The following is a 24,358-nucleotide window of genomic DNA, read 5'->3' as shown; positions in this document are numbered from 1 at the left end:
CGCCATGCGCATCCTGTTCATCGTCGATCCGCTGTCGACGTTCAAGACCTACAAGGATTCCACCTTCGCGATGATGCGCGAGGCGGCGGCGCGCGGCTATGCCATCTACACGTGCTTGCAGTCACAGCTCACGCTGGCGAACAACGTCGTCGAAACCGTGGCCACGCCGATCGCCTTGACCGGCGACGAGCACGACTGGTATCGCGCCGGCGATGCGCGCCTGCTACCGCTCACCGGCTTTGACGCGGTGCTGATGCGCAAGGATCCGCCGTTCGACATGGAGTACGTCACCAGCACATGGTTGCTGGAGATTGCCGAGCGTCAGGGCGCACGCGTGTTCAACAAGCCGCAGGCGATTCGTGACCACTCGGAGAAACTCGCCATCGCGCAGTTCCGCGAGTTCACCGTGCCGACCATCGTGTCGCGCGATGCCAAGCGCCTGCGCGAATTCCACGCCGAGCAGGGCGACGTCATCTTCAAGCCGCTCGACGGCATGGGCGGTGCGGGCATCTTCCGCGTGGGGCCGGACGGCATGAACCTCGGGGCGGTCATCGAATCGCTCACCGACAACGGCGCACGCACGATCATGGCTCAGCAGTACATTCCTGCGATCCGCGAGGGCGACAAACGCATTCTCCTGATCGGCGGTTCGCCGGTGCCGCATTCACTAGCACGCGTGCCGATGGCCGGCGAGGTCCGCGGCAATCTGGCGGCTGGCGGGACGGGCAAGGCTCAGCCGCTGTCCGAGCGTGATCAGGTGATTGCGCATGCACTTGCGCCCGTGCTCTGGCAACGCGGTCTGCTGCTTGTCGGTCTGGACGTCATTGGGGATTACCTCACCGAGGTCAACGTCACCAGCCCGACGTGCTTCCAGGAAATCACCCAGCAGACGGGCTTCAATGTGGCCGGAATGTTCATCGATGCACTCGAGCGCGCCGCAGGCAAGAACAGCGGACTGGGGCGCAAGCCCGCCTGATTTGGCGGAATGGCCCCTCTGCCGAGGGTCCTCCACAAGGGGGAGGTTCGGCACACGGCCGCACAATTGCGCCAAATGGCCCTGATACAATCAGCGTTATACCGATTCGCTTTTCGATCATGGCAGGGATTCTGATCATCGCTCATGCGCCGCTGGCCAGCGCACTGCGCGATTGCGCTGCACACGTCTATTGCGGTCAGCCCGAGCGGCTGGGCGCAATCGATGTCCTGCCCGATGCCGAGCCGGCTGCCGTGCTGGCTCAGGCGCGCGACAAGCTCGCCGAACTCATTGAAGCCAACGGCGCACTGGTGCTGACCGACATCTTCGGGGCCACGCCCGCCAATATCGCCTCGCGCCTGGCCGATCCGGGCCGTGTGCGCGTGCTGGCCGGCGTAAACCTGCCGATGCTCGTGCGCGCCATCTGCTATCGCTCCGAAAAACTCGAACAACTTGCCGCCAAGGCTCTGGCCGGCGGCGCGCAAGGCGTACTGCAGGTCGGCTCGACAGCCGTTCAGAACCAGGTTGCCAATCATCCAGACAAATATGCTGCAGAGGGATATCACCATCATCAATAAGCTCGGGCTGCATGCCCGCGCCTCCGCCAAACTCACGCAGCTCGCCAGCAAGTTCGACAGCCAGATCAAGATGTCGCGCAACGGCCGTCAGGTCGACGCCAAGAGCATCATGGGCGTGATGATGCTGGCCGCGGGCATCGGCTCCACCGTCACGCTGGAGATCGACGGCCCCGACGAGCACGATGCCATGGATGGTCTCGTCGCGCTCATCAATGACCGCTTCGGCGAAGGCGAATAACCCCTCCCAGCCGCACTCCACTTCAACGCCGCTCCGGCCAGCGTCTATGCCTTTTACCCTGCACGGTATTCCGGTCTCGCGCGGCATCTCCATCGGCCGCGCTCACATGCTGGCGCGCGCGGCGCTCGATGTGTCGCATTACCTGGTCGACGAAGACAAGGTCGACGCTGAGATCGAGCGTTTGCGCAGTGCCCGCGCTACCGTGCGTGCCGAGTTGGCTGCGCTCAAGCGCGATCTGCCCACCGATGTGCCCGAAGAGATGGGCGCCTTCCTCGATGTGCACGCGATGATTTTGGATGACGCGTTGCTCTCGCAGGTGCCGGAGACGTTGATTCACCAGCGGCGTTACAACGCAGAGTGGGCGCTCACAACGCAACTTGAAGAACTGATCCGCCAGTTCGGCGAAATCGAAGACGAATACCTGCGCGAGCGAAAGGCCGACATCGAGCAGGTGGTCGAACGCATTCTGAAGGTGCTGGCCGGCGCGCCCGCGTTGGCGCCTGCGCCGGTGGCGGTCGGTTGCGATCCGGATGCTGGGATGATCGTCGTGGCGCACGATATTGCGCCGGCCGACATGCTGCAGTTCCGGGGCCAAACCTTCGCTGGCTTCGTGACCGACCTGGGCGGTCGCACCTCGCACACCGCCATCGTGGCGCGTAGCCTCGATATCCCGGCGGCCGTGGGTGTTCATAACGCCAGCACGCTGATTCGCCAGGACGACATCGTCGTCATTGATGGCGACAACGGCATCGTCATCGTCGATCCGAGCGCGTCCATTCTCGAGGAATACCGCCACCGCCGCAGCGAAGGCGAATTGCAAAAAAAGCGCCTCGAACGCCTGCGCCATACACCCACCGTCACGCTCGACGGTACGCAAATCGATCTGCACGCAAACATCGAAATGCCGGAAGATGCGGCCGCGGCCGTCAAAGCCGGTGCCGTGGGCGTGGGCCTGTTCCGCTCCGAGTTCCTGTTCATGAACCGTCGCGGTGCGCTGCCCGACGAGGAAGAGCAGTTTCGCGCGTACCGCACCGCCGTTGAATCGATGATGGGCCTGCCCGTCACGATCCGGACCATCGACATCGGGGCTGACAAGCCGCTGGACATCCGCGACGACGTGTTCGAGACCGCACCGAATCCGGCGCTTGGTTTGCGCGCGATCCGCTGGTCGCTCTCGGAGCCGGCAATGTTCCTGACGCAGTTGCGCGCGCTGCTGCGGGCGTCTGCGTTTGGGCCCATCAAGATTCTTGTGCCGATGCTTGCGCACGCCCGCGAGATCGACCAAACGCTTGAGTTGCTGGCACGCGCCAAGGCCTCGCTCGACGCCGATGGCGTGGCCTACGACCCGACCATCAAGGTCGGCGCCATGATCGAGATTCCGGCCGCCGTGCTGATCCTGCCGGTGTTCCTGCGCCGCATGGATTTCCTCTCGATCGGCACGAACGATCTGATTCAGTACACGCTCGCTATCGACCGCGCCGACAACGCGGTTGCGCATCTGTACGACCCGCTGCACCCGGCGGTGCTGCAATTGATCGCGCGCACCATTCGCGAAGGGCATCAGGCAGGCAAGCCGGTTTCAGTGTGCGGCGAGATGGCGGGGGACGCTTCCATGACGCGCCTGCTGCTGGGTATGGGCCTGACCGAATTCTCGATGCATCCGTCTCAGTTGCTGAGCGTTAAGCAGCAGATCCTGCGCTCGGACCGCCCTCGCCTGATGCGCGAAGCGGACCGCCTGCTGCACGCCTGCGAGCCAGCCGAAATCGAGGAAGCGCTGGGCGCGCTCGCACGGGCCTGAGTCGCGCGTCCTCAAAGCGCCGGCCGTACCCAGTGTCGCGCCGGCGCATCGCTTTCCTAAGGTGTAGCTTCCATAAGTGATTGAAATTTCACGTCTTTCTCTGAAAAGACGGCTTGCGTACACCTGCATGACCCTCCGCTCAGAATGGGGTAGAACAAGAATTGTTCTCATTTCGATTCTCTGTTATTCTGGTTTTACAGCGTGTTCCGAGCGCTGCGGAGGAATCCCGTGTACGTCTGTATCTGCAACCAAGTGACCGACCGCGAAATCCATGGCGCCGCCCGTCTAGGCGTGTCGACGATGGACGAACTCGCCGAAACGCTCGGCGTGGGCACCTGCTGCGGACAATGCCGGGACTGCGCCAAGCAGGTGCTTGCCGAAGCGGTGAGTTGCGTCCCCGTCGACCAGATTTTGGGCCGTGCCAGCACGCATGCCATAATCGAGCGTCGCGACGAGCCCGTTGCCAATGATCAGGCCATTTTGCCTGGAGCATTGGCTGCCTGATTCCCCCCGTCTTTTCCTGTCGCCGCGAATTGCCGCCCAGGCGTTGAGCCTCGGCGGCATTTGTTGCTTGCTGGTCAGGCAAAGGGCTCGCCTTGAACGGACGCGTGCGTGCGTCCATCACCGCAGTTGCACTTTGCTGGAGCCCCAAGAATGAAAGGCGATAAGAAGGTCATCCAATATCTGAACGCCCAGCTCAAGAATGAGCTGACCGCCATCAACCAGTATTTCCTCCACGCGCGCATGTACGGCCACTGGGGGCTCAAGCGCATCGGGGACCACGAGTACAAGGAGTCGATCGGCGAGATGAAGCATGCCGATCGCCTGATCGAGCGGATCCTGATGCTCGACGGCCTGCCTAACCTGCAGGACCTGGGCAAGATCTTCATCGGCCAGGACACGAAAGAGATCATCGAGTGCGACCTGAAGCTGGAGCGCGCCGCACACGGCACCGTGGTCGAGGGCATCGCTTACTGCGAATCGGTGAAGGACTACGTCAGCCGCGAAATTCTGGTCGACATCCTGGACGACACCGAAGAGCACATCGACTGGCTGGAAACGCAACTCGAGCTGATCGACAAGGTCGGCATCCAGAACTACCTGCAATCGCAGATGGAGCCCGAGGGCGAGTAAGTCTCGTCGGGCGGCAAAAAAAGAAGGAGGCCTCGGGCCTCCTTTTTGTTGCGCGGTTTCGGGCGTCTCAGTGCGCTCCGCCGCAGACCGGGCATGACCGCTGGCGCGCGATGCGCATCGTCGTCCATTCCATCGATAGACCATCGAGCATCAGCAGGCGACCGGCAAGCGATTGACCGATACCCGCGATCAGCTTCAGCGCCTCAGCAGCCTGCACCGTACCTACCATGCCCACCAGCGGCGAGAACACGCCCATCGTTGCGCACGCGACCTCGGGCGCGGGCTCGTCGGGCGGGAACAGGCACGCGTAGCAGGGGCCGCCGTCGCGGCTGTCAAACACGCTGATCTGCCCGTCAAAACGGATGGCGGCGCCCGACACCAGCGGCACCCTAGCCCGCACGCAGGCAAGGTTGGTGGCCTGGCGAGTGCCGAAGTTATCGGAGCAGTCCAGCACTACGCTTACGCCTTGAAGCAGCGCGCCAATGGCATCGGCATCGAGCCGGCGCTGTAACGCATTCACGCGCACGTCCGGATTCAGTCGGGCAATGGCCGCCTGGGCCGATGCCACCTTCGGTTGTCCGACCGATTCCGTGGTGTGGATGATCTGGCGCTGCAGATTGGTCAAGTCCACCGTGTCGTCGTCGACGATGGTGAGCGTGCCCACGCCGGCCGCAGCCAGATAGGGCAGGGCCGCAGCGCCAAGCCCGCCCGCACCGATGACGAGTACATGGCTCTCAAGCAGGCGCGTCTGCCCCTCGATGCCGATTTCGTCGAGCAGGATATGGCGTGAGTACCGCAGCAGTTGATCGTCGTTCATGGTGGTGCAATGAAAAAGGCCGTGCAGTGCACGGCCTCGTAAGTTTGCCAGTGTTTGCCGGCCCGTGTCTTAACGGGCCCCGGTGGGCTCCGGTGCAGGCTGCACGCCGCTGGCCGGGACATTGGGTTTCGGAGCTGCCGGCTCGGAGGCCGGTGCCGCCTTGCCCTTCGGCAGCTTGGCCGGGGCGCTCGATTCCTTGGCCGCCGACGACTTCACCGCCTTGTCCGGCACCGCGGCAGCGGCTGCTTCCAACACCGACTTCGAGCGCTTGACCGGCTGACCCTTCAGGTCGGCGATGGCCTGTTGCAGCATGAAGTCTTCAGCCGAACCGAACTCGATCGGCTTCTTGTTGCGCTCCTTCTCGCGCTGCTCGGGCGTCTTCTTGGCGTTTTCCTCTTCCAGACGACGCAACTCTTCAACGCGGCGCTTTTCGCGCTCCGTCATCTCGGCTTCTTCCGATTCCTGCTTGTTATGCAGGTGGCGTTCGGTGTCGATTTCGCGCGTGATCAGCGCGTCGTCCGGGTCGCCGTCCGGGTTCTGGTCAACCGGAATATCCGGGCGGATGCCCTTCGCCTGGATCGACTTGCCCGAGGGCGTGTAGTAGTACGCGATGGTCAGCTTGATGCCAGTGTCGTTCGACAGCGGACGTACGGTCTGCACCGAGCCCTTGCCGAACGTCGTCTTGCCCATCGTCTTGGCGCGGTGATGATCCTGCAGCGCACCAGCCACGATTTCAGAGGCCGAAGCCGTGTAGGCGTTAGTCAGCACGATGATCGGCACGGTCTTGAACTCGGGGTCCAGGCCGACCAGCGGATCGGAGTCGAAGTTGCTCAAGCGGTAGTTGGCGAAGGTCGCCTTGTACGTGCGCTTGGCATCCGGCACTTGGCCGTTTGTCGATACCACCGTCACGTCCGGCGGCAGGAACGCAGCCGACACGCCAACCGCAGCTTGCAGCACGCCACCGCCGTTGTTGCGCAGATCCAGGATCACACCCTTGAGGTGCGCATCCTGTTTGGCCAGGTCATTGAGCTTCTTGGCCAGGTCCGGAACGGTGCGTTCCTGGAAGCTCGTGATGCGCACCCACGCGATGCCGTTGTCCAGCATCTTGGCCTTGACCGACTGCACCTGGATCTCGGCGCGTGTGATGGTCAGCGGGAACGTGCGCTCTTCCTTCTTGCGGTAGATCGTGAGCGTGACCTTGGTACCCGGCGCGCCGCGCATGCGTTTGACGGCTTGCTCCAGCGGCATGCCACGCACGGGCTTATCGTCGATACGGGTGATCAGGTCGCCCGGCTGCACGCCGGCGCGGAACGCCGGAGTGTCTTCGATTGGGTTGATGACCTTGACCAGGCCTTCTTCCTGCGAGATCTCGATGCCCAGACCGGCGAAGCGGCCCTGGGTCCCTTCCTGCAGTTCCTGGAAGTCCTTCTTGTCCAGATAGGCCGAATGCGGGTCGAGGCTGGCGACCATGCCCTTGATGGCTTCGGTCAGCAGCTTGTCGTCATCCACCGGCTCGACATATTCACGCTTGATCTGGCCAAAGATGTCCGCCATGAGCCTGAGCTTCTCCAGCGGGAGCGGGCCGACCGTCGCGTTTTGCGCAGTGGCGGAGAGCTGGAGCGTCGCCAGAACCCCGGTGACGAGGCCGATGGCGATCAAGCTGATGTTCTTGAGCGAAGTTCGCATGTGTCGAGCGTGGACGTGGGAACAGTAGATAAACATGGCCCGGGACGGCTCGCGCACATCCCGGGCTACAGGCTTCGACAGTATAAAGGCGTTGGAGTGCCGTAGCGCCCGTTACGGTTTATTTCGACTTGCCTTGGCTGGCGACCGCCGCGAGCGAAGCGGCAATCGCTTCCTGGTCGCCCAGGTAGTAATGGCGGATCGGCTTGAGGTTGGCGTCCAGCTCATACACAAGTGGCGTGCCGTTGGGGATATTCAGGCCGACGATGTCTGCGTCGGAAATGCCGTCCAGGTACTTCACCAGCGCGCGGATGCTATTGCCGTGCGCGGCGATCACCACGCGCTTGCCGCTCTTGATGGCCGGTGCAATCGATTCATCCCACAGCGGCATCACGCGCGCAACGGTGTCCTTCAGGCATTCGGTCAGGGGCACCTGCTCGCGCGTGAGACCCGCGTAGCGGGGGTTGCCGAAGGCGTCGTTGTCGGCGCCGGGCTCCAGCGCGGGCGGCGGCGTGTCGTAGCTGCGGCGCCATACTAGGACTTGCTCGTCGCCATATTGCGCGGCGGTTTCGGCTTTGTTCAGGCCCGACAGCGCGCCGTAGTGGCGCTCGTTCAGGCGCCACTCATTGCGGGTCGGAATCCACATCAGATCCATTTCGTCCTGTACATGCCAGAGCGTGCGGATCGCGCGCTTGAGCACCGAGGTGTAGGCCAGATCGAACGTGAAGCCGGCTTCGCGCAGCAGTTTGCCGCCTTGGCGGGCCTGGGCGACGCCTGTGTCGGTCAGGTCGACGTCGACCCAGCCGGTGAAGCGGTTCTCCAGATTCCACGTCGATTCGCCGTGGCGGATGAGGACGAGCTTATGCATGACTGCCATGATGAGAAGTGAGAAAACCTGCGCGCGGCTGCGGCGACGTGTGGTACGTCATCGTGCAGCCGCTGAAACCGACTATTTTATAATGCCGCGGGCATTGGGCCCCCGAATCGTTCGGCTGATGTTCGCCCAGTAGACTTGCCCGACCCATCCCAGGAAACCGATACCGTGAAGTTCTTCGCCGATTACAACAACCTCGCACTGCTTGCCGTCGCCATCGTTTCGGGTCTGCTGCTGCTCTGGGCGCCCATCCAGCGCCGCATCGCGGGCGGCGGCGGTGCCAAGGTGGGTGCTTCGGCGGCCACCCAGCTCATCAATCGCCGCAATGCCGTGGTGGTGGATGTGCGTGAAAGCGGTGAATACGCCGCCGGGCATCTGCCGCAAGCCAAGCACGCGCCGCTCGGGGAACTTGCAGGCAAGGCTGCCGGGCTTGCAAAGAACAAAGAGACCCCCATCATCCTCGTATGCCAGACGGGTCAGCGTGCCGGCCGGGCGCAAGCAGTCCTGAAGCAGGCCGGTTACAGTGAGGTGTATTCGCTCGAGGGCGGATTGGCCGCCTGGCAACAAGCGGGCCTTCCGGTTGTGAAATAAAGAAACGAGGTTCAACTTATGGCGCACGTGGTCATGTACAGCACCACCGTCTGCCCCTATTGCGTGGCAGCGGAACGACTCCTGAAGCAGCGCGGTGTCGAGCAGATCGAGAAGATCCTGATCGATCGCGAACCCGGCAAGCGCGAAGAGATGATGACGCGTACGAATCGCCGCACGGTTCCACAGATTTATATCGACGAGCGCCACATCGGCGGCTTCGATGATCTGTCTGCGCTGGACCGCGAGGGTGGCTTGGTTCCGTTGCTGGCTGTCTGATTCGGCGGCCCGATCTGGCGACCTGCGCACCACACAAAAACGCCCGGCTTAGACCGGGCGTTGTACTTTTGGGCCGGCTCTCATAGCGGGCTCCATTTGGTCATGTACCATACGCGTCTTGCGCGGCGGACGCTTCCGCCAAGCACTGACCACATCCCATTTGAAGGCGAGTCATGAGCGACCAGCAACAGCAGCAACCGGGCCAGGATGGCCAGCCGTTCTTCAACATCCAGCGCGTCTATCTGAAGGACCTGTCGCTGGAACAACCGAACTCGCCGCACATCTTCCTCGAGCAGGAACAGCCGTCTGTGGAAGTGCAGGTGGACGTCGCCGCTTCGCAACTGGCGGAAGGCGTGTTTGAAGTGACCGTCATCGGTACGGTGACGACCAAGGTGCAAGAGAAGGTCGCGTTCCTGGTGGAAGCCAAGCAAGCGGGCATCTTCGACATTCGCAACGTGCCGGCCGAACAGATGGACCCGCTGCTGGGCATCGCCTGCCCGACCATCGTGTACCCGTACCTGCGCTCGAACATTGCCGACACCATCGGTCGCGCCGGTTTCCAGCCGATCCACCTGGCCGAGATCAACTTCCAGGCGCTGTACGAACAACGCCTGGCCGCTGCCATGGAGCAGCAAGGCCAAGCCGGCGGCGCTGGTCTGGTGATGCCGGACGGCTCGAAGGCCACCCACTAAGTACGAGGCGCACTGCGCCAGACGCCCGCGCCAGCCGCACGCTTGCGCGGGCTTTTTTTTGCCCGACCTGTTGCTCGACCTTTGCCTGACCGATGCTGAACACGCGCATGCGAATTTCCGTTTTGGGTGCCGGTGCCTGGGGCACTGCCCTGGCCAGCCACGCCGCGCAATCGCACGACGTTGTGCTGTGGGGGCGTGACGCAAAGCTTGTCACGCAGATGGCCGCCACGCACATCAACGCGCCGTATTTGCCGGGCATGACGCTGCAGGCGTCGTTGCGTTTTTCTGCTGATTTGCAAGCCGCGCTCGACCATGCCGCGGGCGATGATGCGCTCGCCGTCATCGCTTCACCCGTCGCCGGGCTCGCCGACCTGACGCGCACGATTGCGGCACACGGCGGCGTGCGCAACGTGATCTGGCTATGCAAGGGTTTCGACCCTGAGACCAGCGCACTGCCGCACGCCATCGTCGCCGATGTGCTGAAGGCGTCGGGCCGTACCGACCTTGCTGTCGGTGTGCTGTCGGGGCCGAGTTTCGCCAAGGAGGTCGCGCAGGGTTTGCCGTGCGCCATGACGGTCGCCTCGACCAGCGAGGCGCTGTGCAAGCTCACGCAGCGCGGCTTTCACCATCACGCGATGCGCGTGTACGCCAGCGATGACCTTGTCGGCGTGGAGGTGGGCGGTGCCGTGAAGAACGTGCTGGCCATCGCGACAGGCGCCGCAGACGGCCTGGGCCTGGGGTTGAACGCGCGCGCCGCACTGGTGACACGCGGGCTGGCCGAGATGACGCGCCTGGGCTTGGCGCTCGGCGGTCGGCCGGAAACCTTCATGGGGCTGACCGGCATGGGCGATCTGCTGTTGACCGCCACCGGCGACCTGTCACGCAATCGCACGGTCGGGATGCAGCTCGCGCAGGGCCGCACGCTGAACGACATCCTCCACAGCCTGGGTCACGTTGCAGAGGGCGTGCGTTGTGCGCGGGCGGTGGCGGCGCTTGCGCGCGCCAAGGGCGTGGATATGCCGATTACCTTTACCGTCTGCGAAGTCCTGTTCGAAGGGCTTCCTGCTGCGAAAGCGGTCGAGCGTCTGCTGCAGCGCGACGCCAAATCCGAATCGGCACGCTAGCCACGTCGCAATCAACGGTGCGTTTGGTCTGAATCAGGCGCCGCCCGCGAACCCGTTCTGCCGCCACGCTTCGAACACCACCACCGCCACCGTGTTCGATAGATTTAGGCTGCGGTTGTCCGGCCGCATCGGCAGGCGAATCCGCTGCGAAGCGGGAAACCACTCGCGCCGCTCTTCCGACAACCCGCGCGTTTCCGATCCGAAGACAAACCAGTCGCCCGGCTGGAACGCCATGCTGGCAAACGGCGTCGAGCCGCGCGTGGTGAGCGCGAACATGCGCGTGGGATCGGGCTGCGCATCGCGCAGAAAGGCGTCCCAATCGGCATGCACGCGCATCGTCGCGTACTCGTGATAGTCGAGCCCCGCGCGGCGCATCCGGGCATCTTCGAGCGGAAAACCCAACGGTTCGATCAGATGCAGCTGGGCGCCCGTGTTGGCGCACAGGCGGATCACATTGCCCGTGTTGGGCGGGATTTCGGGCTCGACAAGGACGACGTTGAACATGATCGGGCGGCAGGAGGAATTTCGGCGGCGAGCTTATCCACATTGGGAAGGGTTGTCACCCCGCCACAGCTTGGCATAAGTGGCGCGACACAATGTCGCATAAGCACGGAATCAGGGCGTGCGCAAGGCGACAACGTTGGTGACGCGGGTGGCGCCGGCGCGTTTGAGTTGCGTGGCGATCTCGCCGAGGGTCGTGCCGGTGGTCATCACATCGTCGACGACGCCGACATGGCGCCCCGCGATGCGCGCAGGTTCGGCGACAACGAATGCGCCGTGCAGGTTAGTCAGCCGTTCGGCGCGGTCCAGCATGGCCTGCGCGGGGTTGTCGCGCACACGGTGCAGGGCATTCGCATGACCGGGAATGTCCAACTGGCGCGCCAGCCGGCGGGCAATTTCCCACGCCTGGTTGTAGCCGCGCGAGCGCAGGCGTGCAGGCGAGAGCGGCACCGGCAGCAGCACGTCCGGCAAGTCGCCCGGCGCAGCGGCGAGTGCGTTGCCCAATTGGTGCGCCAACCAAGCCGCCAACGGCAATTGCGCCCGAAATTTCAATCCGGTGACAAGGTGGTCAAGCGGCCAGTCGTAGTCGGCAATGACGATGGTCGCGTCAAAGTCGGGCGCACCGGCTAAACAAGTGCGGCAATGTCGGGCGGCGTGCCGCGCTTCCAGCGCAATGGCGCATTGGATGCAGCGCCGCCTGTGCAACTGCGGCGCCAGATCGCTCGTGCAGCCCGTGCACACCAAGCCGCCCTGCACCGCGCCGCACAGCGCGCAGGCGCACGGCAACAGATGACGCAGGCCGGCGCGAAACCATGCCGATAACGCGTGTTTATGCATGCAAAAAGCCACTATCCAAGCCGATTTGCGGCCGCTGCGCTATCGGACGGCACCTCAAACTGCGGGCCGGTATACTTGGCAACCGCAGTATTCCGTCCCGCCTTGTCGATGTCTGATCCCGCTCTTGCCCGTCCTGCCGCCTTGCGGCGCGCCTTTGATCGCCGCGCCGCGCGTTTCGCCGACGTGGATTTCCTGCTGCGCGAAGTGGGCAGTCGCATGCAGGACCGGCTGTCCTACATCAAAGCCACGCCTGCGCGTGCGCTGGATTTGGGTTGCGGCCTGGGACAAGGCCTGGCAGTACTGCGCGCGCAATATCCGGACGCGCAGATTTGCGGGATCGACTGGTCGTCCGCCATGCTGGCGCAAGCGCAGAAACTCGATCCGCAGCGCACCGATGCGGGGTGGCTCGGCCGGCTGCTGAAGAAGCGACCGGTCTTTGATTTTGCCCAGGCGGATTTCCGCGCGCTGCCGTTTGCCGACGCGTCATTCGATCTGCTGTGGTCGAACCTAGCGCTGCACTGGGACCCGGCGCCCCACGCGATCTTTCCGGAATGGCACCGCATCACCACGGAAGGCGGCCTGCTGATGTTCAGCCTGTTCGGCCCCGACACCTTGCGCGAGCTGCGTAGTGCCTTGGCCGGCATCGACGCGGGTGTCCATACGCTGCGCTTTGTCGATATGCACGACATTGGCGACATGCTGGTGCACAGCCGCTGGTCCACGCCCGTCATGGACATGGAACAGCTCACAATCACCTACGAAACGCCGCAGGCGCTGCTGGCCGATGTGCATTTGCTTGGCGGTATGGCTGGCTTGACGGACGAAGCAGGCCGCGGCCTTGCTGGCGCCGGTCTGCACACGCCGCGCTGGCGCCAGCAGCTATTCGACGCACTGGATGCGCAACGCAATCCCGACGGACTGATACCGCTCACCTTCGAAATCGTTTACGGCCACGCCTGGAAGCTTGCGCCGACCCAGCGGCAGGCGCTGGACGAGGAGGGGAGAGCCATGATTCCGATCGATCAGATCGGCCGCAAACCGCGCGCCTGAGATGTTTTTAATGCGAAAACGGCATTGGCGCACCTTGTCAAGCCGGGACTTGCATAAAGGCGCTTTACCTTGTTTGGGGTCAATCGCGGCCATATAATGCGCCAGTTTGTCGCAGCAGTCCCCCCAAAGGCCTATCCCGTTTTTTGCCACGGGCGAACCGTTCGGGTATGCATCCGAGGCAGGAGTGGTTCAATGCACGACATTGAAACCGCGCTCCACCCAGCATGCGGCGCGTCCACCATCTCGGAATCGCCGCGCAAGAACTGGCTCATGAAGCGAAACTGCTCGCTTTCAACCCGCCAGATTGGCTGGTCCACCCCCTTGGTTGTCATTCCCCCGTTCGTAATCGCTTGGTTTTCTGTCTGGCAACGCGCGTGATTGGTGTTGCCTGACGCGGGGCTGGAGGTCGCGATTCTCGGATGGGCATTGCTGTACTATGCCCGCCACGCCTCCGATTACGGGCAAGTCTGGCTGGAAGACGGCCGGCTCGTGATCTAGCAGGTGCGCGTCAGGCGGCGCAAGCTTGCGGACGAGCTTTCCCGGTGTTTGGGACACGGGCAACCAACCCAGGTCTCATGAGCCGCGCACCGGGGCAGAGTGGAATCTGTCAATTGGGTAGATAAAAAATGAAAATGTTGAATAAGACATTGGCAAGTTTGCTGGCGGCAGGCTCTCTCCTCGCCCTCAGTCAAACGGCCCTGGCAGTGGAAGACATGCCGGGCGGCCCCGCAGTGCGGCAGCTCAATCTCGCGCCCCCGGTCACCAAGATCGCCGCCGAGATCCATTGGCTGCACTGGATGATGCTGATCATTTGTATCGTGATCTTCATCGGTGTATTCGGGGTGATGTTCTACTCCATTTTCAAGCACCGTAAGTCGGTCGGCCACAAACCGGCGACGTTCCACGAAAGCACCACGGTTGAAATCATCTGGACCATCGTGCCGTTCCTGATCGTGATCGGGATGGCGCTGCCGGCTACCAAGGCTGTGGTCGCAATGAAGGACACCACCAATTCTGACCTCACCATCAAGGCCACCGGCTACCAGTGGAAGTGGGGTTACGACTACCTGAAGGGCGAAGGCGAGGGCATCTCGTTCCTCTCCACGCTGACCACGCCCCGTGACCAGATCAACAACCAGGCGCCCAAGTCGAACACGTACCTGATCGAAGTCGATAATGAACTGGTCGTGCCGGTCAACCGCAAGGTGCGCATCGTCACGACCGCCAACGACGTGATCCATTCGTGGATGATTCCGGCGTTTGGCGTGAAGCAGGATGCGATTCCGGGCTTCGTGCGTGACGCATGGTTCAAGGCTGAGAAGGTCGGCGTGTATCGTGGCCAGTGCGCTGAACTGTGCGGCAAGGAACATGCGTTCATGCCGATCGTCGTGCGCGTGCTTTCGCAGGACGACTACACCAAGTGGGTCGACGGCAAGAAGAAGGAAATGGCCGCCAAGGCCGATGACCCGAACAAGACCTACACGCTTGAAGAGCTGAAGTCGCGCGGCGAGAAGGTCTACACCGCCAACTGCGCGGTCTGCCATCAGCCGAACGGCAAGGGCGGCGGTCCGTTCCCGGCGCTTGATGGTTCGAAGATCGCCAATGGCCCGCTGGCTGACCACGTTGGCATCGTGCTGCACGGCAAGGGCGCCATGCCGCCTTGGGCTTCGGCACTGAACGATGTCGAAATCGCTTCCGTCATCACTTACGAGCGCAACCACTGGGGCAACCATACCGGTGACCTGCTGCAGCCGACGCAAGTGAAGGATGCGCGCGGCGGCAAGATGCCCGAAGGTGGCAGTGCCAAGACCGCTGCAACTGAATCCGCCGGCAAGGTGGCGTCCCAACAAGCGAATGCGGCCGAAGACCGCAACGCTGGCTGATTGATCGTCTGCGTGACGAACCGAACCCTAGGAGTTCCTCGATGAGCACCGCTGTTACGCACCCGCAAGATCACGCGCACGGTCATGGAGACGACCACGCGCACGACCATCCGCACGGCTGGCGCCGTTGGCTGTTTGCGACCAACCACAAGGACATCGGTACGCTGTACCTGCTGTTCTCTTTCATGATGCTGCTTTCGGGCGGCACGCTGGCCCTGCTGATCCGCCTTGAGCTGTTCCAGCCCGGCTTGCAGTTCTTCCATCCGGAGCTGTTCAACCAGTTCACCACGCTGCACGGCCTGATCATGGTGTTCGGCGCGATCATGCCGGCCTTCGTGGGCTTTGCGAACTGGATGATCCCGCTGCAGGTCGGCGCGTCCGACATGGCCTTTGCGCGGATGAACAACTTCAGCTTCTGGCTGTTGCCGCCTGCGGCGCTGCTGCTGGTGGGCTCATTCTTCGCACCGGGCGGCGCCACGGCTGCCGGCTGGACGCTCTATGCACCGCTGTCGGTCCAGATGGGCCCGGGCATGGACATGGCGATCTTCGCGATCCACATCATGGGCGCATCGTCGATCATGGGCGCGATCAACATCATCGTGACCATCCTGAACATGCGCGCGCCCGGCATGACGCTGATGAAGATGCCGATGTTCTGCTGGACGTGGCTGATCACGGCGTACCTGCTGATTGCTGTGATGCCGGTGCTGGCTGGGGCGATCACCATGGTGCTGACCGACCGCCACTTCGGCACGAGCTTCTTCTCGGCTGCAGGCGGCGGTGATCCGGTGATGTACCAGCACATCTTCTGGTTCTTCGGGCACCCCGAGGTGTACATCATGATCTTGCCGGCGTTCGGCATCGTCAGCCAGATCGTGCCGGCCTTCGCGCGCAAGCCGCTGTTTGGCTACAGCTCGATGGTGTACGCCACGGCGTCGATCGCCATCCTGTCGTTCATCGTGTGGGCGCACCACATGTTCACGACCGGCATGCCAGTCACCGGCCAGCTGTTCTTCATGTACGCGACGATGCTGATTGCGGTGCCGACCGGCGTGAAGATCTTCAACTGGGTGGCCACGATGTGGCGCGGCTCGATGACGTTCGAGACGCCGATGCTGTTCGCGATCGGCTTCATCTTCGTGTTCACGGTGGGCGGCTTCACTGGCCTGATCTTGGCCGTGGCCCCGATCGACATCCAGCTGCAGGATACCTACTACGTGGTGGCGCACTTCCACTACGTGCTGGTGGCCGGCTCGCTGTTCGCGCTGTTCGCGGGCTTCTACTACTGGGGTCCGAAGTGGTCGGGCTACATGTACAGCGAGACGCGGGGCAAGATCCACTTCTGGGGTTCGATGATCACCTTCAACCTCACGTTCTTCCCGATGCACTTCCTGGGCCTGGCTGGCATGCCGCGTCGCTATGCCGACTATCCGCAGCAGTTCGCCGACTTCAACGCCGTGGCGTCGATCGGTGCACTGGGTTTCGGCCTGATGCAGGTGTATTTCTTCTTCTTCGTGGTGCTGCCGTCGTACCGCGGTGGCGAGAAGGCCGCCGACAAGCCGTGGGATGGCGCGGAAGGCCTGGAGTGGACCGTGCCGTCGCCGGCGCCGTTTCACACCTTTGAAGAACCGCCGCACGTCAAGTAATGCAGGTGTCGCGGGGCCGGCTGCCGATACTGGCGCTGGCTCCGTGATCCTCCGGACAACGATGTCGAATCCAGAAAAAAGCCCAACGCCCGAGCAACGCGCTGCCAACCGCCGTCTGGGTCTCATCCTCGGCACCATCGCGTTGGTTTTCTTTCTGGGTGTGATTTTCAAGCGCGTGGTATTCGGCGGCTAGCCGGGCAAGCGACGCGCTGATCGCTGAACCGAGATTTCGCGAGACCTCTATGAGCCAGACACCGGCGCAGCCGGATCCGACCCAAAACGACAAAGCCCTCGAGCGCGGCCTCAACCGGTCCATGCTCGGCAAGCTGGCCGTGGTGGTCGTGATCATGTTCGGCTTCGGCTACGCGATGGTGCCGCTGTACAAAAAGATCTGCGAGCTTACGAACATCAACGTGTTGAACACACGGGATGAAGATGGCGGCGCGCTGCGCAATTCGCAGGTCGACAAGACGCGCACGATCACGGTGGAATTCGATTCGAACAGCCAAGGGCCGTTCCGCTTCCGCCCTGTGAAGAACAGCATGGATGTGCATCCCGGCGAGATCAACCAGATCGTCTACGAGGTGGTGAACAAGGAGGGGCGTACGGTCGAGGCGCAGGCCATCCCAAGTTACGCGCCCAAGCAGGCAACCGAGTTCTTCAAAAAGATTGAGTGTTTTTGTTTCAAGCAGCAGACGCTGACGGCCAACGAATCACGTGAGATGCCGGTGGTGTTTGTGATTGATCCGGATCTTCCCAAGGACGTGAAGACGATCACCTTGTCCTACACTTTCTTTGAAATCCACGCGCCGTCGGCTATTGCGCCGGCGATGCCGAACAAGGGAACGTGAGGACATGGACGAACTGAAGGAGGCGACCAAGCGACGCGCATCATTCGCACAGACGATGAAGGCGGTGTTCTGGTCCTTCTTCGGTGTGCGCAAGGGCCGCGATCATGACCGTGACATGGCGCAGTTGAATCCCGTGCACGTGATCATTGCGGGCATTCTGGCGGCGGTCATGTTTATCGTTGTGCTGCTGTTGATCGTGCGGGCAGTAGTCGGTTAAGAATTGAGAAGGTTGAGGAGACGGCCCGAGCAGCATGGGCCGGGCAACATCGATTGGATTCTTAAAAAAAATAGAGCTGGAGAAAAAGAGATGAGTGCGAATCGAGCAAACGCTCCGTACTACTTCGTGCCCGGGCCGTCGCGGCATCCGATTACGGCAAGCCTCGGCCTGCTGATCGTGCTGTTGAGCTCCGCTGCATGGGTGAATGCTCAGCCCTGGGCCCCGTGGACGTTCCTGGTCGGCCTGCTGTGGTTCCTCTTCGTGCTGCGCGCGTGGTTTGCTGACGCCATCTCCGAGTCTGAGACCGGCAAATACGGCGACCGCGTGGATGCGTCGTTCCGCTGGTCGATGAGCTGGTTCATCTTCTCGGAAGTGATGTTCTTCGCGGCGTTCTTCGGCGCGCTGTTCTATGCCCGCACGATTGCCATGCCGTGGCTGGGTGATCTGAACAACAAGCTGCTGTGGCCTGACTTCAATGCGCTGTGGCCGAACGCTGGACCGGCCGGCACGGTCGCTCCATTCACGACGATGGGCCCGTGGCCGATTCCGACCATCAACACGGCGCTGCTGCTGACTTCGGGTGTGACGCTCACATGGGCACACCATGCGCTGCGTGAAGGCAAGCGCGCGCAGGTCATCCAGGGCTTGCTGCTGACGATTCTCCTGGGCTTCACGTTCATGGGTTTCCAGGCGTTCGAGTACATCCACGCCTATCACGAACTGAACCTGAAGCTGACGTCGGGCATCTACGGTTCGACGTTCTTCCTGCTGACGGGCTTCCACGGCTTCCACGTGACCATGGGCGCCATCATGCTGTCGGTGGTGCTAGGGCGTGTGATCAAGGGCCACTTCACGCCGGAGCATCACTTCGCATTCGAAGGCGCTGCGTGGTACTGGCACTTTGTGGACGTGGTGTGGCTGGGCCTGTACGTGGTGGTGTACTGGCTGTAAGACAGCATCGGATTGGGGCGGCGCAGCGTCGCTCCATGACCTGGCCAACGGCCGGCGAAGACAATGCCGCAGACGGGACACCGCTGCGGCGTTTTCGCTTTTCTGGCCTGACTGATTTGACTTGGGTTATTGGCCGAAACGGATGCCGGTACTGTGGATCCACCCCAGACGGTTCGCGACGAGGATGAAGATGAACAGCGCGATCGAGAAACCGACGCGGAACATCAACGAGCGAACGGTGCGGTTGCTGTGGCCCTTGTCGCGCATCAGGAAGAACAGCGCGGAGGCAAGGCTGCCGAGGATCAGCAGAAACGCAATGGCAACGACGATGCGCATGGAGGGCTGCCGGTTGGGCAATGACGGGTTGAAAATGACTGCCGAGCATTATCGCACCGGGGCCGAGCGATGACCGGGCGCGTGCCGATGCGGCAGTGGTTTGCGCCTGTGCCGATGTTGGCAGGCGTGGCGCTGATCGCGCTGACGTGCTCGCTCGGGCGTTGGCAGCTTTCGCGTGCGCACGAGCGCATCGAGCGCCAGGCCCGCATCGTGGCGCTGGAAAATGCACCCGCCCAGCGCATCACCGCGCAGCCCGTGACAGCAGAGTCCGTGATGTACCGGCCGGTGCTGCTGCGTGGAACGTTCGACGTGGCGCACACGGTGCTGCTTGAGAACCGTCCGCACGTCACCAACGACGTATCGCGCCCGGGTTTCGAGGTGCTCATCCCGCTGAGGCTGGAAGGCGCCGGCGGGCGCGCCGTGTTGGTCGACCGGGGCTGGTTGCCGCGCGATCCGGCCGACCGCACGCGCATCGCGCCGTACACCACGCCAGCGGGCGAAGTGCAGGTCGAGGGGATGGCGGTGCCGCATGCCAGCCGGGTCTTCAGTCTGGGCAGCAAGGACGGCGCTGATGAAGTCGGCCAGCGACTTAGGCAGAATATCGACCTCGACACCTTCTCGCGCGAAATCGGCGTGCCACTCCAACCGTTCGTGGTGCAGCAGCAATCCGACGTGGAGGACGGCCTGTTGCGCGATTGGCCGCGCGCAGACCTGGGCGCTGAGCGCAATTACGGCTACGCATTCCAATGGTTTGCGATGGCGGCGGCAGTGTTTGGGCTGATGGTCTTCTACAGCGTGCGGCGTTATCGCCGCTTGGTGGGCACCTCCGAGCCCGCCTGAACACGAACTCGCGTTGCGGCTTAGTGCCGCAGCGGAATGTATTGGGAATCACATGGTGAATCAGGAATCCGCACCCGGCGCGCCGGGCACACTCGGGGCGTCCGAAGACCCGCGCATCGACGCGCGCACACGTCGGGGCCGCTGGATGATGCTGTTGCTTCTGTTGGTGTGTGCCTCTCCGGTGATCGCGTCGTACCTCGCGTATTACGTGTTCACCCCGGCCGGCGGCAAGGCGGCGTACGGCGCCTTGGTCGATCCGCAGCGCCCCATCCCGAGCGGCCTGATGGTGCAGGACGAGCACGGCGCTGAAGTGCCGCTCGCCAGCCTCAAGGGCAAATGGCTGATGGTGTCGGTGGATAGCAGCGCCTGCGACGACAACTGCGCGCGCAAGCTGTTCACTATGCGCCAGCTGCGCATCGGCCAAGGCCCGGACCGCGACCGCATCGTCCCCGTCTGGCTGGTGACCGACCGCGGTGAAATCGACCCCCGCCTCATCAAGGCCTACAACGACGATTACGGTGCCGTGCGCTTCCTGCGCGCCCCCGATCTGCCGAAGAACTGGCTTGCCGACGGCAAGACGCCGCCGACGGACCACCTCTTCCTGGTCGATCCGCTTGGCAACCTGATGATGCAGTTCCCGAAAGATCCGGACCCGAAGAAGGTGCGTGGAGACATGACGCGGCTCTTGAAGTATTCGCGCATCGGATAAGCCATGCTGCTGCAACTTGCTTCCATCGGCATCCTGATCGCGCTGATCCCGCTGTGCTACGTGCTGGTCAAGGGGGATCGCAACAAGTACCGCAAGCTGGTGTGGATCACCGCTTTCCTCACGCTCGACCTGATCATGTTCGGCAGCTTCACGCGTCTGACGGATTCAGGCCTCGGTTGCCCGGACTGGCCGGGCTGCTACGGCACGTCCAACCCGTTCCACGCCCGTGACGACATCCATGCCGCACAGGCCGCCATGCCGAGTGGCCCGGTCACGTGGATGAAGGCGTGGATCGAGATGACGCACCGCTATTTCGCGCTCGCGCTGGGCGTGCTGATCATCACGCTGGTGGTGCTGGCGTGGGTCAAGCGCAAGGAGCTGAAGCAATCGCCTTGGTATGCGACGGCCGTGCTGGCGCTGGTGTGTGTGCAGGGTGCCTTTGGCGCGTGGACGGTCACGCTCAAGCTGCAGCCGGCCATCGTGGTGACACACTTGCTGCTCGGCATGTCGTTGCTCGCCGCGCTGATCTGGCTCGGCTGCAAGAACGATGTGCCGCGTGTGGTGGACGAGCGTGGCGCCTCGTTGCGCATGGCCGCGGCCATCGGGCTCGTGCTGCTCGTTGTGCAGATTGCCCTGGGCGGCTGGGTCAGCACGAACTACGCTGTGCTGGCCTGTACCGATTTCCCGCTGTGCAACGGCCAGTGGGTTCCGCCAATGGACTTTGCGCACGGCTTCACGGTCTGGCGCCAACTCGGCAAGACCGCCGGCGGCGACTTTATCTCGCACGATGCGTTGGTGGCTATCCATTGGACGCACCGCGTGTTTGCAGTCGCTGTGCTGAGCTACCTGGCGTGGCTGGGCCTGCATGCGCGTCGCATCGACGGCATTGGCCGTGTCGCGACGGTGCTGCTCGTTGTGCTGGCCGTGCAATTGGCGACCGGACTTTCGAACATCGTGCTGGGGTGGCCGCTGCTGGCCGCCGTGGCGCACAACGGCGGCGCGGCCGTGTTGCTGTTGCTGATGGTGCGTCTGCATTACCTGATCGGGCTCGCGCAAGCGCGGGCGCCGATGCCTGTGGCGGCTGCCGTCGTCTGAATGCCGTCTGAACGTCTTTTATGAATACCGTGGCAACCCCAACAACTTCCACTCAACTTCCTGGCTGGCGAACGACCGCATCGCAGTATGCGGCGCTCACCAAGCCGCGCGTCACGCAGCTTGCCGTGTTCTGCGCCGTGATCGGCATGTTCCTGGCCACGCCGGGCATGGTGCCGTGGCCGGTACTGGTCGGCGGCGCGGTCGGCATCTGGCTGTTTGCCGGCGCCGCCTTCGCCATCAACTGCCTCGTCGAGCGCAAGATCGACGCGATGATGCGCCGCACGGCGTGGCGCCCCTCGGCCAGCGGCGAGCTGGGCACGCGGCAGATCCTGGTGTTTTCAGTGGTGCTGGGCGGTGCGGGCATGTGGACGCTGCACGTGTTCGCCAACGACCTGACGATGTGGCTCACGTTCGCGACCTTCATCGGTTACGCGATCATCTACACGCTGCTGCTCAAGCCGGCCACACCGCAGAACATCGTGATCGGCGGCCTCTCGGGGGCGATGCCGCCAGCGCTGGGCTGGGCGGCCGTCGCCAACAGCGTGCCTGCCGAGGCGTGGATCCTGGTGCTGATCATCTTCTCTTGGACGCCGCCGCACTTCTGGGCGCTCGCGCTGTACCGCCGCGCAGACTACGCAAAGTCCGGCCTGCCGATGCTGCCAATCACGCACGGCGAGAAATACACGCTGCTGCATATCCTGCTCTACACCCTCATCATGATTGCCGCGACCATCCTGCCGTTCGTCTACGGCATGAGCGGCTATATCTATTTGGCGACAGCGCTTGTGCTCGGCTTCGGCTTCCTGTCGTATGCGTGGCGCATGTACCGCAAATATTCGGATGCACTGGCGCAGAAGACTTTCCGCTATTCGATCATCTACCTGTCGATCCTGTTTGCCGCGCTACTGGTGGATCACTACTTCAAGTTCGGCCCGGCGCTCATGCAAAGCGCGGCGCTGTGACGCACAGCACCGCCAGCAAGCGTGTGCCGTTGGCGGTACGCTAGGCGGTCTGTTCCCAACACGATGACCATGCTCTCTTTCCGACACTTCCGCGCCGCGCTCTTCGCCATGCTGGCCGTCGCTGTGCTGGCGCTGACGGCGTGCAGCGACAAGCCCGCCTTCAAGAACCTCGACATCACCGGGTCCAAGAGCTTTGGCACCGATTTCTCGCTGACGGACCACACCGGCAAGCGCCGCACACTCGAAGATTTCCGCGGCAAGGTCGTCGTTATGTTCTTCGGTTACACGCATTGCCCCGATGTTTGTCCGACCACGCTGGCCGAACTGCGTGCTGTGATGGAAACCCTCGGCAAAGACGCCGATCGCGTCCAGGTGCTGTTCGTCACCGTCGACCCGGAGCGCGATACGCAAGACTTGCTGGCCAAGTACGTGCCTGCGTTCGATCCGCGCTTCATTGGCCTGCGTCCGGCAAACGAAGCTGAACTCAAGAAGGTCGCGTCTGATTTCAAGGTGTTCTACAGCAAGGTGCCGGGCAGCTCGCCCGACAACTACACCATGGACCACACTGCCGGCAGCTACATGTTTGATCCAAAGGGCAACCTGCGTTTGTTCATCAAGCACGGCCAGGGCCCCGAGCCGATCGCCCACGACATCAAGCAATTGCTGGCCGACTGATCTCCGGTCGCCGCGCAAAGAAAAAGCCCGCCAAATTGGCGGGCTTTCTTTATGGCGAGGCGGGCAGCTTAGGCGAAGGCCTGCAGCGCACCCTTCATCTTCTTCATCGCGGCCGATTCGATCTGGCGAATGCGCTCGGCTGACACACCAAACTCGTCAGCCAGCTCGTGCAGCGTCGAGCCGCCCGATCCGTCGTCATTCACGTTCAGCCAGCGGGCTTCAATGATGCGGCGGCTGCGGTCGTCCAGCTTGGCGAGGGCAGCTTCGATGCCTTCACTTTGCATGCGGTCGTTGCCGCGAGCTTCGATCACGCGGGTCGGCTCGTTGTGCGTGTCCGCCAGATAGGCGATCGGGGCAAACGACTCTTCGCCGTCGTCCATCTGGCCTTCCAGCGCGATGTCGCCGCCCGAGAGGCGCGTTTCCATCTCGCGCACTTCAGCGCCCTTGACGTTCAACTCGGCCGCTACGGCGTCGATCTCATCCGAAGTGAAGGTCGCCTGCGCATCCTGCTTGTGGCTGCGCAGGTTGAAGAACAGCTTGCGCTGGGCCTTGGTGGTGGCCACCTTGACCATGCGCCAGTTCTTCAGGATGTACTCGTGCATCTCGGCCTTGATCCAGTGCATCGCGTACGAGACGAGACGCACGCCCTGATCCGGGTCGAAGCGCTTGACGGCCTTCATCAGACCGATATTGCCTTCCTGAATCAAGTCGGCATGCGGCAGGCCGTAACCGAGGTAGCCACGGGCAATCGACACCACGAGGCGCAGGTGCGAGAGCACCAGCCGGCGGGCGGCATCGAGATTGTCGTTGTCGCGGTATTCGCGGGCCAGACGCTGTTCTTCTTCGGCCGTCAACATCGGCACACGGTTGACGCTCTGGATATAAGCGTCGATGTTGCCCAGGTTGCCGGGGAACGCCAGCGCCCATCCATTACCGGCGTTGCCGGACGGCTGGGTGGCGATTGCGGAAACGGTATTCACGGGGATGACTGCGTTCACTCAGGACTCCTGTCGAAATCCAGTGGAGG

The 24,358-nt window shown here is 62.9% G+C and carries 31 protein-coding genes; 24 read left to right on the top strand and 7 right to left on the bottom strand.

The window, feature by feature from the left end; all coding sequences use genetic code 11:
• Positions 1-4: 4 nt before the first annotated feature.
• From gshB to bfr, 6 genes are all read left to right on the top strand, one after another.
• A complete protein-coding gene (gene gshB, locus ACEN9T_RS23265) occupies positions 5-976 on the top strand; it encodes a glutathione synthase (RefSeq protein WP_092973496.1) in 972 nt (323 codons plus the stop codon).
• A gap of 119 nt (positions 977-1,095) precedes the next feature.
• On the top strand, positions 1,096-1,551 hold the full coding sequence (locus ACEN9T_RS23260) for a PTS sugar transporter subunit IIA (RefSeq protein ID WP_027678360.1): 456 nt from the start codon (positions 1,096-1,098) through the stop codon (positions 1,549-1,551).
• Positions 1,520-1,789 carry an HPr family phosphocarrier protein gene (locus ACEN9T_RS23255; protein WP_004637085.1) on the top strand — a complete coding sequence of 90 codons (270 nt, stop codon included), beginning with the start codon at positions 1,520-1,522 and terminating at the stop codon, positions 1,787-1,789. The genes ACEN9T_RS23260 and ACEN9T_RS23255 overlap by 32 nt, the downstream gene beginning before the upstream one ends.
• Before the next feature lie 46 nt (positions 1,790-1,835).
• On the top strand, positions 1,836-3,587 hold the full coding sequence (ptsP, locus tag ACEN9T_RS23250) for a phosphoenolpyruvate--protein phosphotransferase (RefSeq protein WP_413707174.1): 1,752 nt from the start codon (positions 1,836-1,838) through the stop codon (positions 3,585-3,587).
• A 228-nt stretch (positions 3,588-3,815) separates the two neighbouring features.
• Positions 3,816-4,091: a bacterioferritin-associated ferredoxin gene (locus ACEN9T_RS23245; RefSeq protein WP_092973492.1), complete on the top strand. Its 276-nt coding sequence runs from the start codon at positions 3,816-3,818 to the stop codon at positions 4,089-4,091.
• A 150-nt stretch (positions 4,092-4,241) separates the two neighbouring features.
• A complete protein-coding gene (bfr, locus tag ACEN9T_RS23240; protein ID WP_004637092.1) occupies positions 4,242-4,721 on the top strand; it encodes a bacterioferritin in 480 nt (159 codons plus the stop codon).
• A gap of 67 nt (positions 4,722-4,788) precedes the next feature.
• Here bfr and ACEN9T_RS23235 read toward each other — a convergent pair whose 3' ends face one another.
• The 3 genes from ACEN9T_RS23235 to gpmA form a co-directional block, all read right to left on the bottom strand.
• Complete coding sequence (locus ACEN9T_RS23235) at positions 4,789-5,538, bottom strand: HesA/MoeB/ThiF family protein (protein WP_413707173.1); 750 nt, start codon at positions 5,536-5,538, stop codon at positions 4,789-4,791.
• 69 nt (positions 5,539-5,607) lie between these two features.
• Positions 5,608-7,224, bottom strand: coding sequence for a S41 family peptidase (locus tag ACEN9T_RS23230; RefSeq protein WP_092973488.1), 1,617 nt, complete (start codon positions 7,222-7,224; stop codon positions 5,608-5,610).
• A 118-nt stretch (positions 7,225-7,342) separates the two neighbouring features.
• Positions 7,343-8,089 carry a 2,3-diphosphoglycerate-dependent phosphoglycerate mutase gene (gene gpmA, locus ACEN9T_RS23225; protein WP_024976760.1) on the bottom strand — a complete coding sequence of 249 codons (747 nt, stop codon included), beginning with the start codon at positions 8,087-8,089 and terminating at the stop codon, positions 7,343-7,345.
• Between the two features lie 174 nt (positions 8,090-8,263).
• Here gpmA and ACEN9T_RS23220 point away from each other — a divergent pair, with 174 nt between their 5' ends.
• From ACEN9T_RS23220 to ACEN9T_RS23205, 4 genes are all read left to right on the top strand, one after another.
• Positions 8,264-8,686 carry a rhodanese-like domain-containing protein gene (locus ACEN9T_RS23220; protein ID WP_092973487.1) on the top strand — a complete coding sequence of 141 codons (423 nt, stop codon included), beginning with the start codon at positions 8,264-8,266 and terminating at the stop codon, positions 8,684-8,686.
• 18 nt (positions 8,687-8,704) lie between these two features.
• Complete coding sequence (gene grxC / locus ACEN9T_RS23215; protein ID WP_413707172.1) at positions 8,705-8,962, top strand: glutaredoxin 3; 258 nt, start codon at positions 8,705-8,707, stop codon at positions 8,960-8,962.
• Positions 8,963-9,135: 173 nt separating this feature from the next.
• Complete coding sequence (secB, locus tag ACEN9T_RS23210) at positions 9,136-9,654, top strand: protein-export chaperone SecB (protein WP_024973710.1); 519 nt, start codon at positions 9,136-9,138, stop codon at positions 9,652-9,654.
• 107 nt (positions 9,655-9,761) lie between these two features.
• Positions 9,762-10,778, top strand: coding sequence for an NAD(P)H-dependent glycerol-3-phosphate dehydrogenase (locus tag ACEN9T_RS23205; RefSeq protein ID WP_092973779.1), 1,017 nt, complete (start codon positions 9,762-9,764; stop codon positions 10,776-10,778).
• Between the two features lie 33 nt (positions 10,779-10,811).
• Here the strand turns inward: ACEN9T_RS23205 and trmL are convergent, their stop codons facing one another.
• Together trmL and ACEN9T_RS23195 are read right to left on the bottom strand one after the other, a co-directional pair.
• Positions 10,812-11,282: a tRNA (uridine(34)/cytosine(34)/5-carboxymethylaminomethyluridine(34)-2'-O)-methyltransferase TrmL gene (gene trmL / locus ACEN9T_RS23200; protein WP_092973485.1), complete on the bottom strand. Its 471-nt coding sequence runs from the start codon at positions 11,280-11,282 to the stop codon at positions 10,812-10,814.
• 111 nt (positions 11,283-11,393) lie between these two features.
• Positions 11,394-12,116 carry a ComF family protein gene (locus tag ACEN9T_RS23195; RefSeq protein WP_413707171.1) on the bottom strand — a complete coding sequence of 241 codons (723 nt, stop codon included), beginning with the start codon at positions 12,114-12,116 and terminating at the stop codon, positions 11,394-11,396.
• 108 nt (positions 12,117-12,224) lie between these two features.
• On the opposite strand from ACEN9T_RS23195, the gene ACEN9T_RS23190 reads away from it, so the two are divergent.
• The 9 genes from ACEN9T_RS23190 to ACEN9T_RS23150 all read left to right on the top strand — a co-directional run bounded on the left by ACEN9T_RS23190 (position 12,225) and on the right by ACEN9T_RS23150 (position 18,714).
• Positions 12,225-13,166 (top strand): methyltransferase domain-containing protein, encoded by a 942-nt coding sequence (locus ACEN9T_RS23190; RefSeq protein WP_092973481.1) that lies wholly within the window; start codon positions 12,225-12,227, stop codon positions 13,164-13,166.
• A 192-nt stretch (positions 13,167-13,358) separates the two neighbouring features.
• Complete coding sequence (locus ACEN9T_RS23185) at positions 13,359-13,544, top strand: hypothetical protein (protein WP_413707170.1); 186 nt, start codon at positions 13,359-13,361, stop codon at positions 13,542-13,544.
• A 3-nt stretch (positions 13,545-13,547) separates the two neighbouring features.
• Positions 13,548-13,664, top strand: coding sequence for a DUF2244 domain-containing protein (locus ACEN9T_RS23180; protein WP_302848169.1), 117 nt, complete (start codon positions 13,548-13,550; stop codon positions 13,662-13,664).
• 128 nt (positions 13,665-13,792) lie between these two features.
• Positions 13,793-15,049 (top strand): cytochrome c oxidase subunit II, encoded by a 1,257-nt coding sequence (gene coxB / locus ACEN9T_RS23175; RefSeq protein ID WP_092973477.1) that lies wholly within the window; start codon positions 13,793-13,795, stop codon positions 15,047-15,049.
• A 41-nt stretch (positions 15,050-15,090) separates the two neighbouring features.
• Positions 15,091-16,695, top strand: coding sequence for a cytochrome c oxidase subunit I (gene ctaD, locus ACEN9T_RS23170; RefSeq protein WP_092973475.1), 1,605 nt, complete (start codon positions 15,091-15,093; stop codon positions 16,693-16,695).
• Positions 16,696-16,756: 61 nt separating this feature from the next.
• Positions 16,757-16,888 carry a cytochrome oxidase small assembly protein gene (locus tag ACEN9T_RS23165; RefSeq protein WP_009277177.1) on the top strand — a complete coding sequence of 44 codons (132 nt, stop codon included), beginning with the start codon at positions 16,757-16,759 and terminating at the stop codon, positions 16,886-16,888.
• A 49-nt stretch (positions 16,889-16,937) separates the two neighbouring features.
• Positions 16,938-17,546 carry a cytochrome c oxidase assembly protein gene (locus ACEN9T_RS23160; RefSeq protein WP_092973473.1) on the top strand — a complete coding sequence of 203 codons (609 nt, stop codon included), beginning with the start codon at positions 16,938-16,940 and terminating at the stop codon, positions 17,544-17,546.
• A gap of 4 nt (positions 17,547-17,550) precedes the next feature.
• Positions 17,551-17,763 carry a DUF2970 domain-containing protein gene (locus ACEN9T_RS23155; RefSeq protein WP_024976749.1) on the top strand — a complete coding sequence of 71 codons (213 nt, stop codon included), beginning with the start codon at positions 17,551-17,553 and terminating at the stop codon, positions 17,761-17,763.
• A gap of 90 nt (positions 17,764-17,853) precedes the next feature.
• Entirely contained in the window at positions 17,854-18,714 is an 861-nt protein-coding gene (locus ACEN9T_RS23150) for a cytochrome c oxidase subunit 3 (protein ID WP_012761058.1), read from the top strand.
• 126 nt (positions 18,715-18,840) lie between these two features.
• Here the strand turns inward: ACEN9T_RS23150 and ACEN9T_RS23145 are convergent, their stop codons facing one another.
• On the bottom strand, positions 18,841-19,050 hold the full coding sequence (locus tag ACEN9T_RS23145) for a twin transmembrane helix small protein (protein ID WP_024976747.1): 210 nt from the start codon (positions 19,048-19,050) through the stop codon (positions 18,841-18,843).
• A gap of 69 nt (positions 19,051-19,119) precedes the next feature.
• Between ACEN9T_RS23145 and ACEN9T_RS23140 the strand changes: the two genes are divergently transcribed.
• The 5 genes from ACEN9T_RS23140 to ACEN9T_RS23120 all read left to right on the top strand — a co-directional run bounded on the left by ACEN9T_RS23140 (position 19,120) and on the right by ACEN9T_RS23120 (position 23,331).
• The gene (locus ACEN9T_RS23140; RefSeq protein WP_413707169.1) at positions 19,120-19,890 is read left to right on the top strand and encodes an SURF1 family protein; all 771 of its coding nucleotides are present in this window, start codon (positions 19,120-19,122) and stop codon (positions 19,888-19,890) included.
• Between the two features lie 52 nt (positions 19,891-19,942).
• Positions 19,943-20,599, top strand: coding sequence for an SCO family protein (locus ACEN9T_RS23135; RefSeq protein WP_092973469.1), 657 nt, complete (start codon positions 19,943-19,945; stop codon positions 20,597-20,599).
• 3 nt (positions 20,600-20,602) lie between these two features.
• Positions 20,603-21,694, top strand: a complete 1,092-nt coding sequence (locus ACEN9T_RS23130; protein ID WP_413707168.1) for a COX15/CtaA family protein — start codon at positions 20,603-20,605, stop codon at positions 21,692-21,694.
• A 20-nt stretch (positions 21,695-21,714) separates the two neighbouring features.
• Positions 21,715-22,656: a heme o synthase gene (gene cyoE / locus ACEN9T_RS23125; RefSeq protein WP_092973465.1), complete on the top strand. Its 942-nt coding sequence runs from the start codon at positions 21,715-21,717 to the stop codon at positions 22,654-22,656.
• Positions 22,657-22,725: 69 nt separating this feature from the next.
• The gene (locus tag ACEN9T_RS23120; RefSeq protein ID WP_092973776.1) at positions 22,726-23,331 is read left to right on the top strand and encodes an SCO family protein; all 606 of its coding nucleotides are present in this window, start codon (positions 22,726-22,728) and stop codon (positions 23,329-23,331) included.
• 68 nt (positions 23,332-23,399) lie between these two features.
• On the opposite strand, the gene rpoH is transcribed toward ACEN9T_RS23120, so the two are convergent.
• The gene (rpoH, locus tag ACEN9T_RS23115; RefSeq protein WP_394373664.1) at positions 23,400-24,293 is read right to left on the bottom strand and encodes an RNA polymerase sigma factor RpoH; all 894 of its coding nucleotides are present in this window, start codon (positions 24,291-24,293) and stop codon (positions 23,400-23,402) included.
• Between the last annotated feature and the right edge of the window lie 65 nt (positions 24,294-24,358).

Source organism: Ralstonia sp. Ralssp110 (assembly GCF_047325135.1).
Taxonomy (GTDB): domain Bacteria; phylum Pseudomonadota; class Gammaproteobacteria; order Burkholderiales; family Burkholderiaceae; genus Ralstonia; species Ralstonia mojiangensis.
The sequence above is the reverse complement of the archived record's forward strand: the minus strand, read 5'-3'. Positions and strand labels throughout refer to the sequence as shown.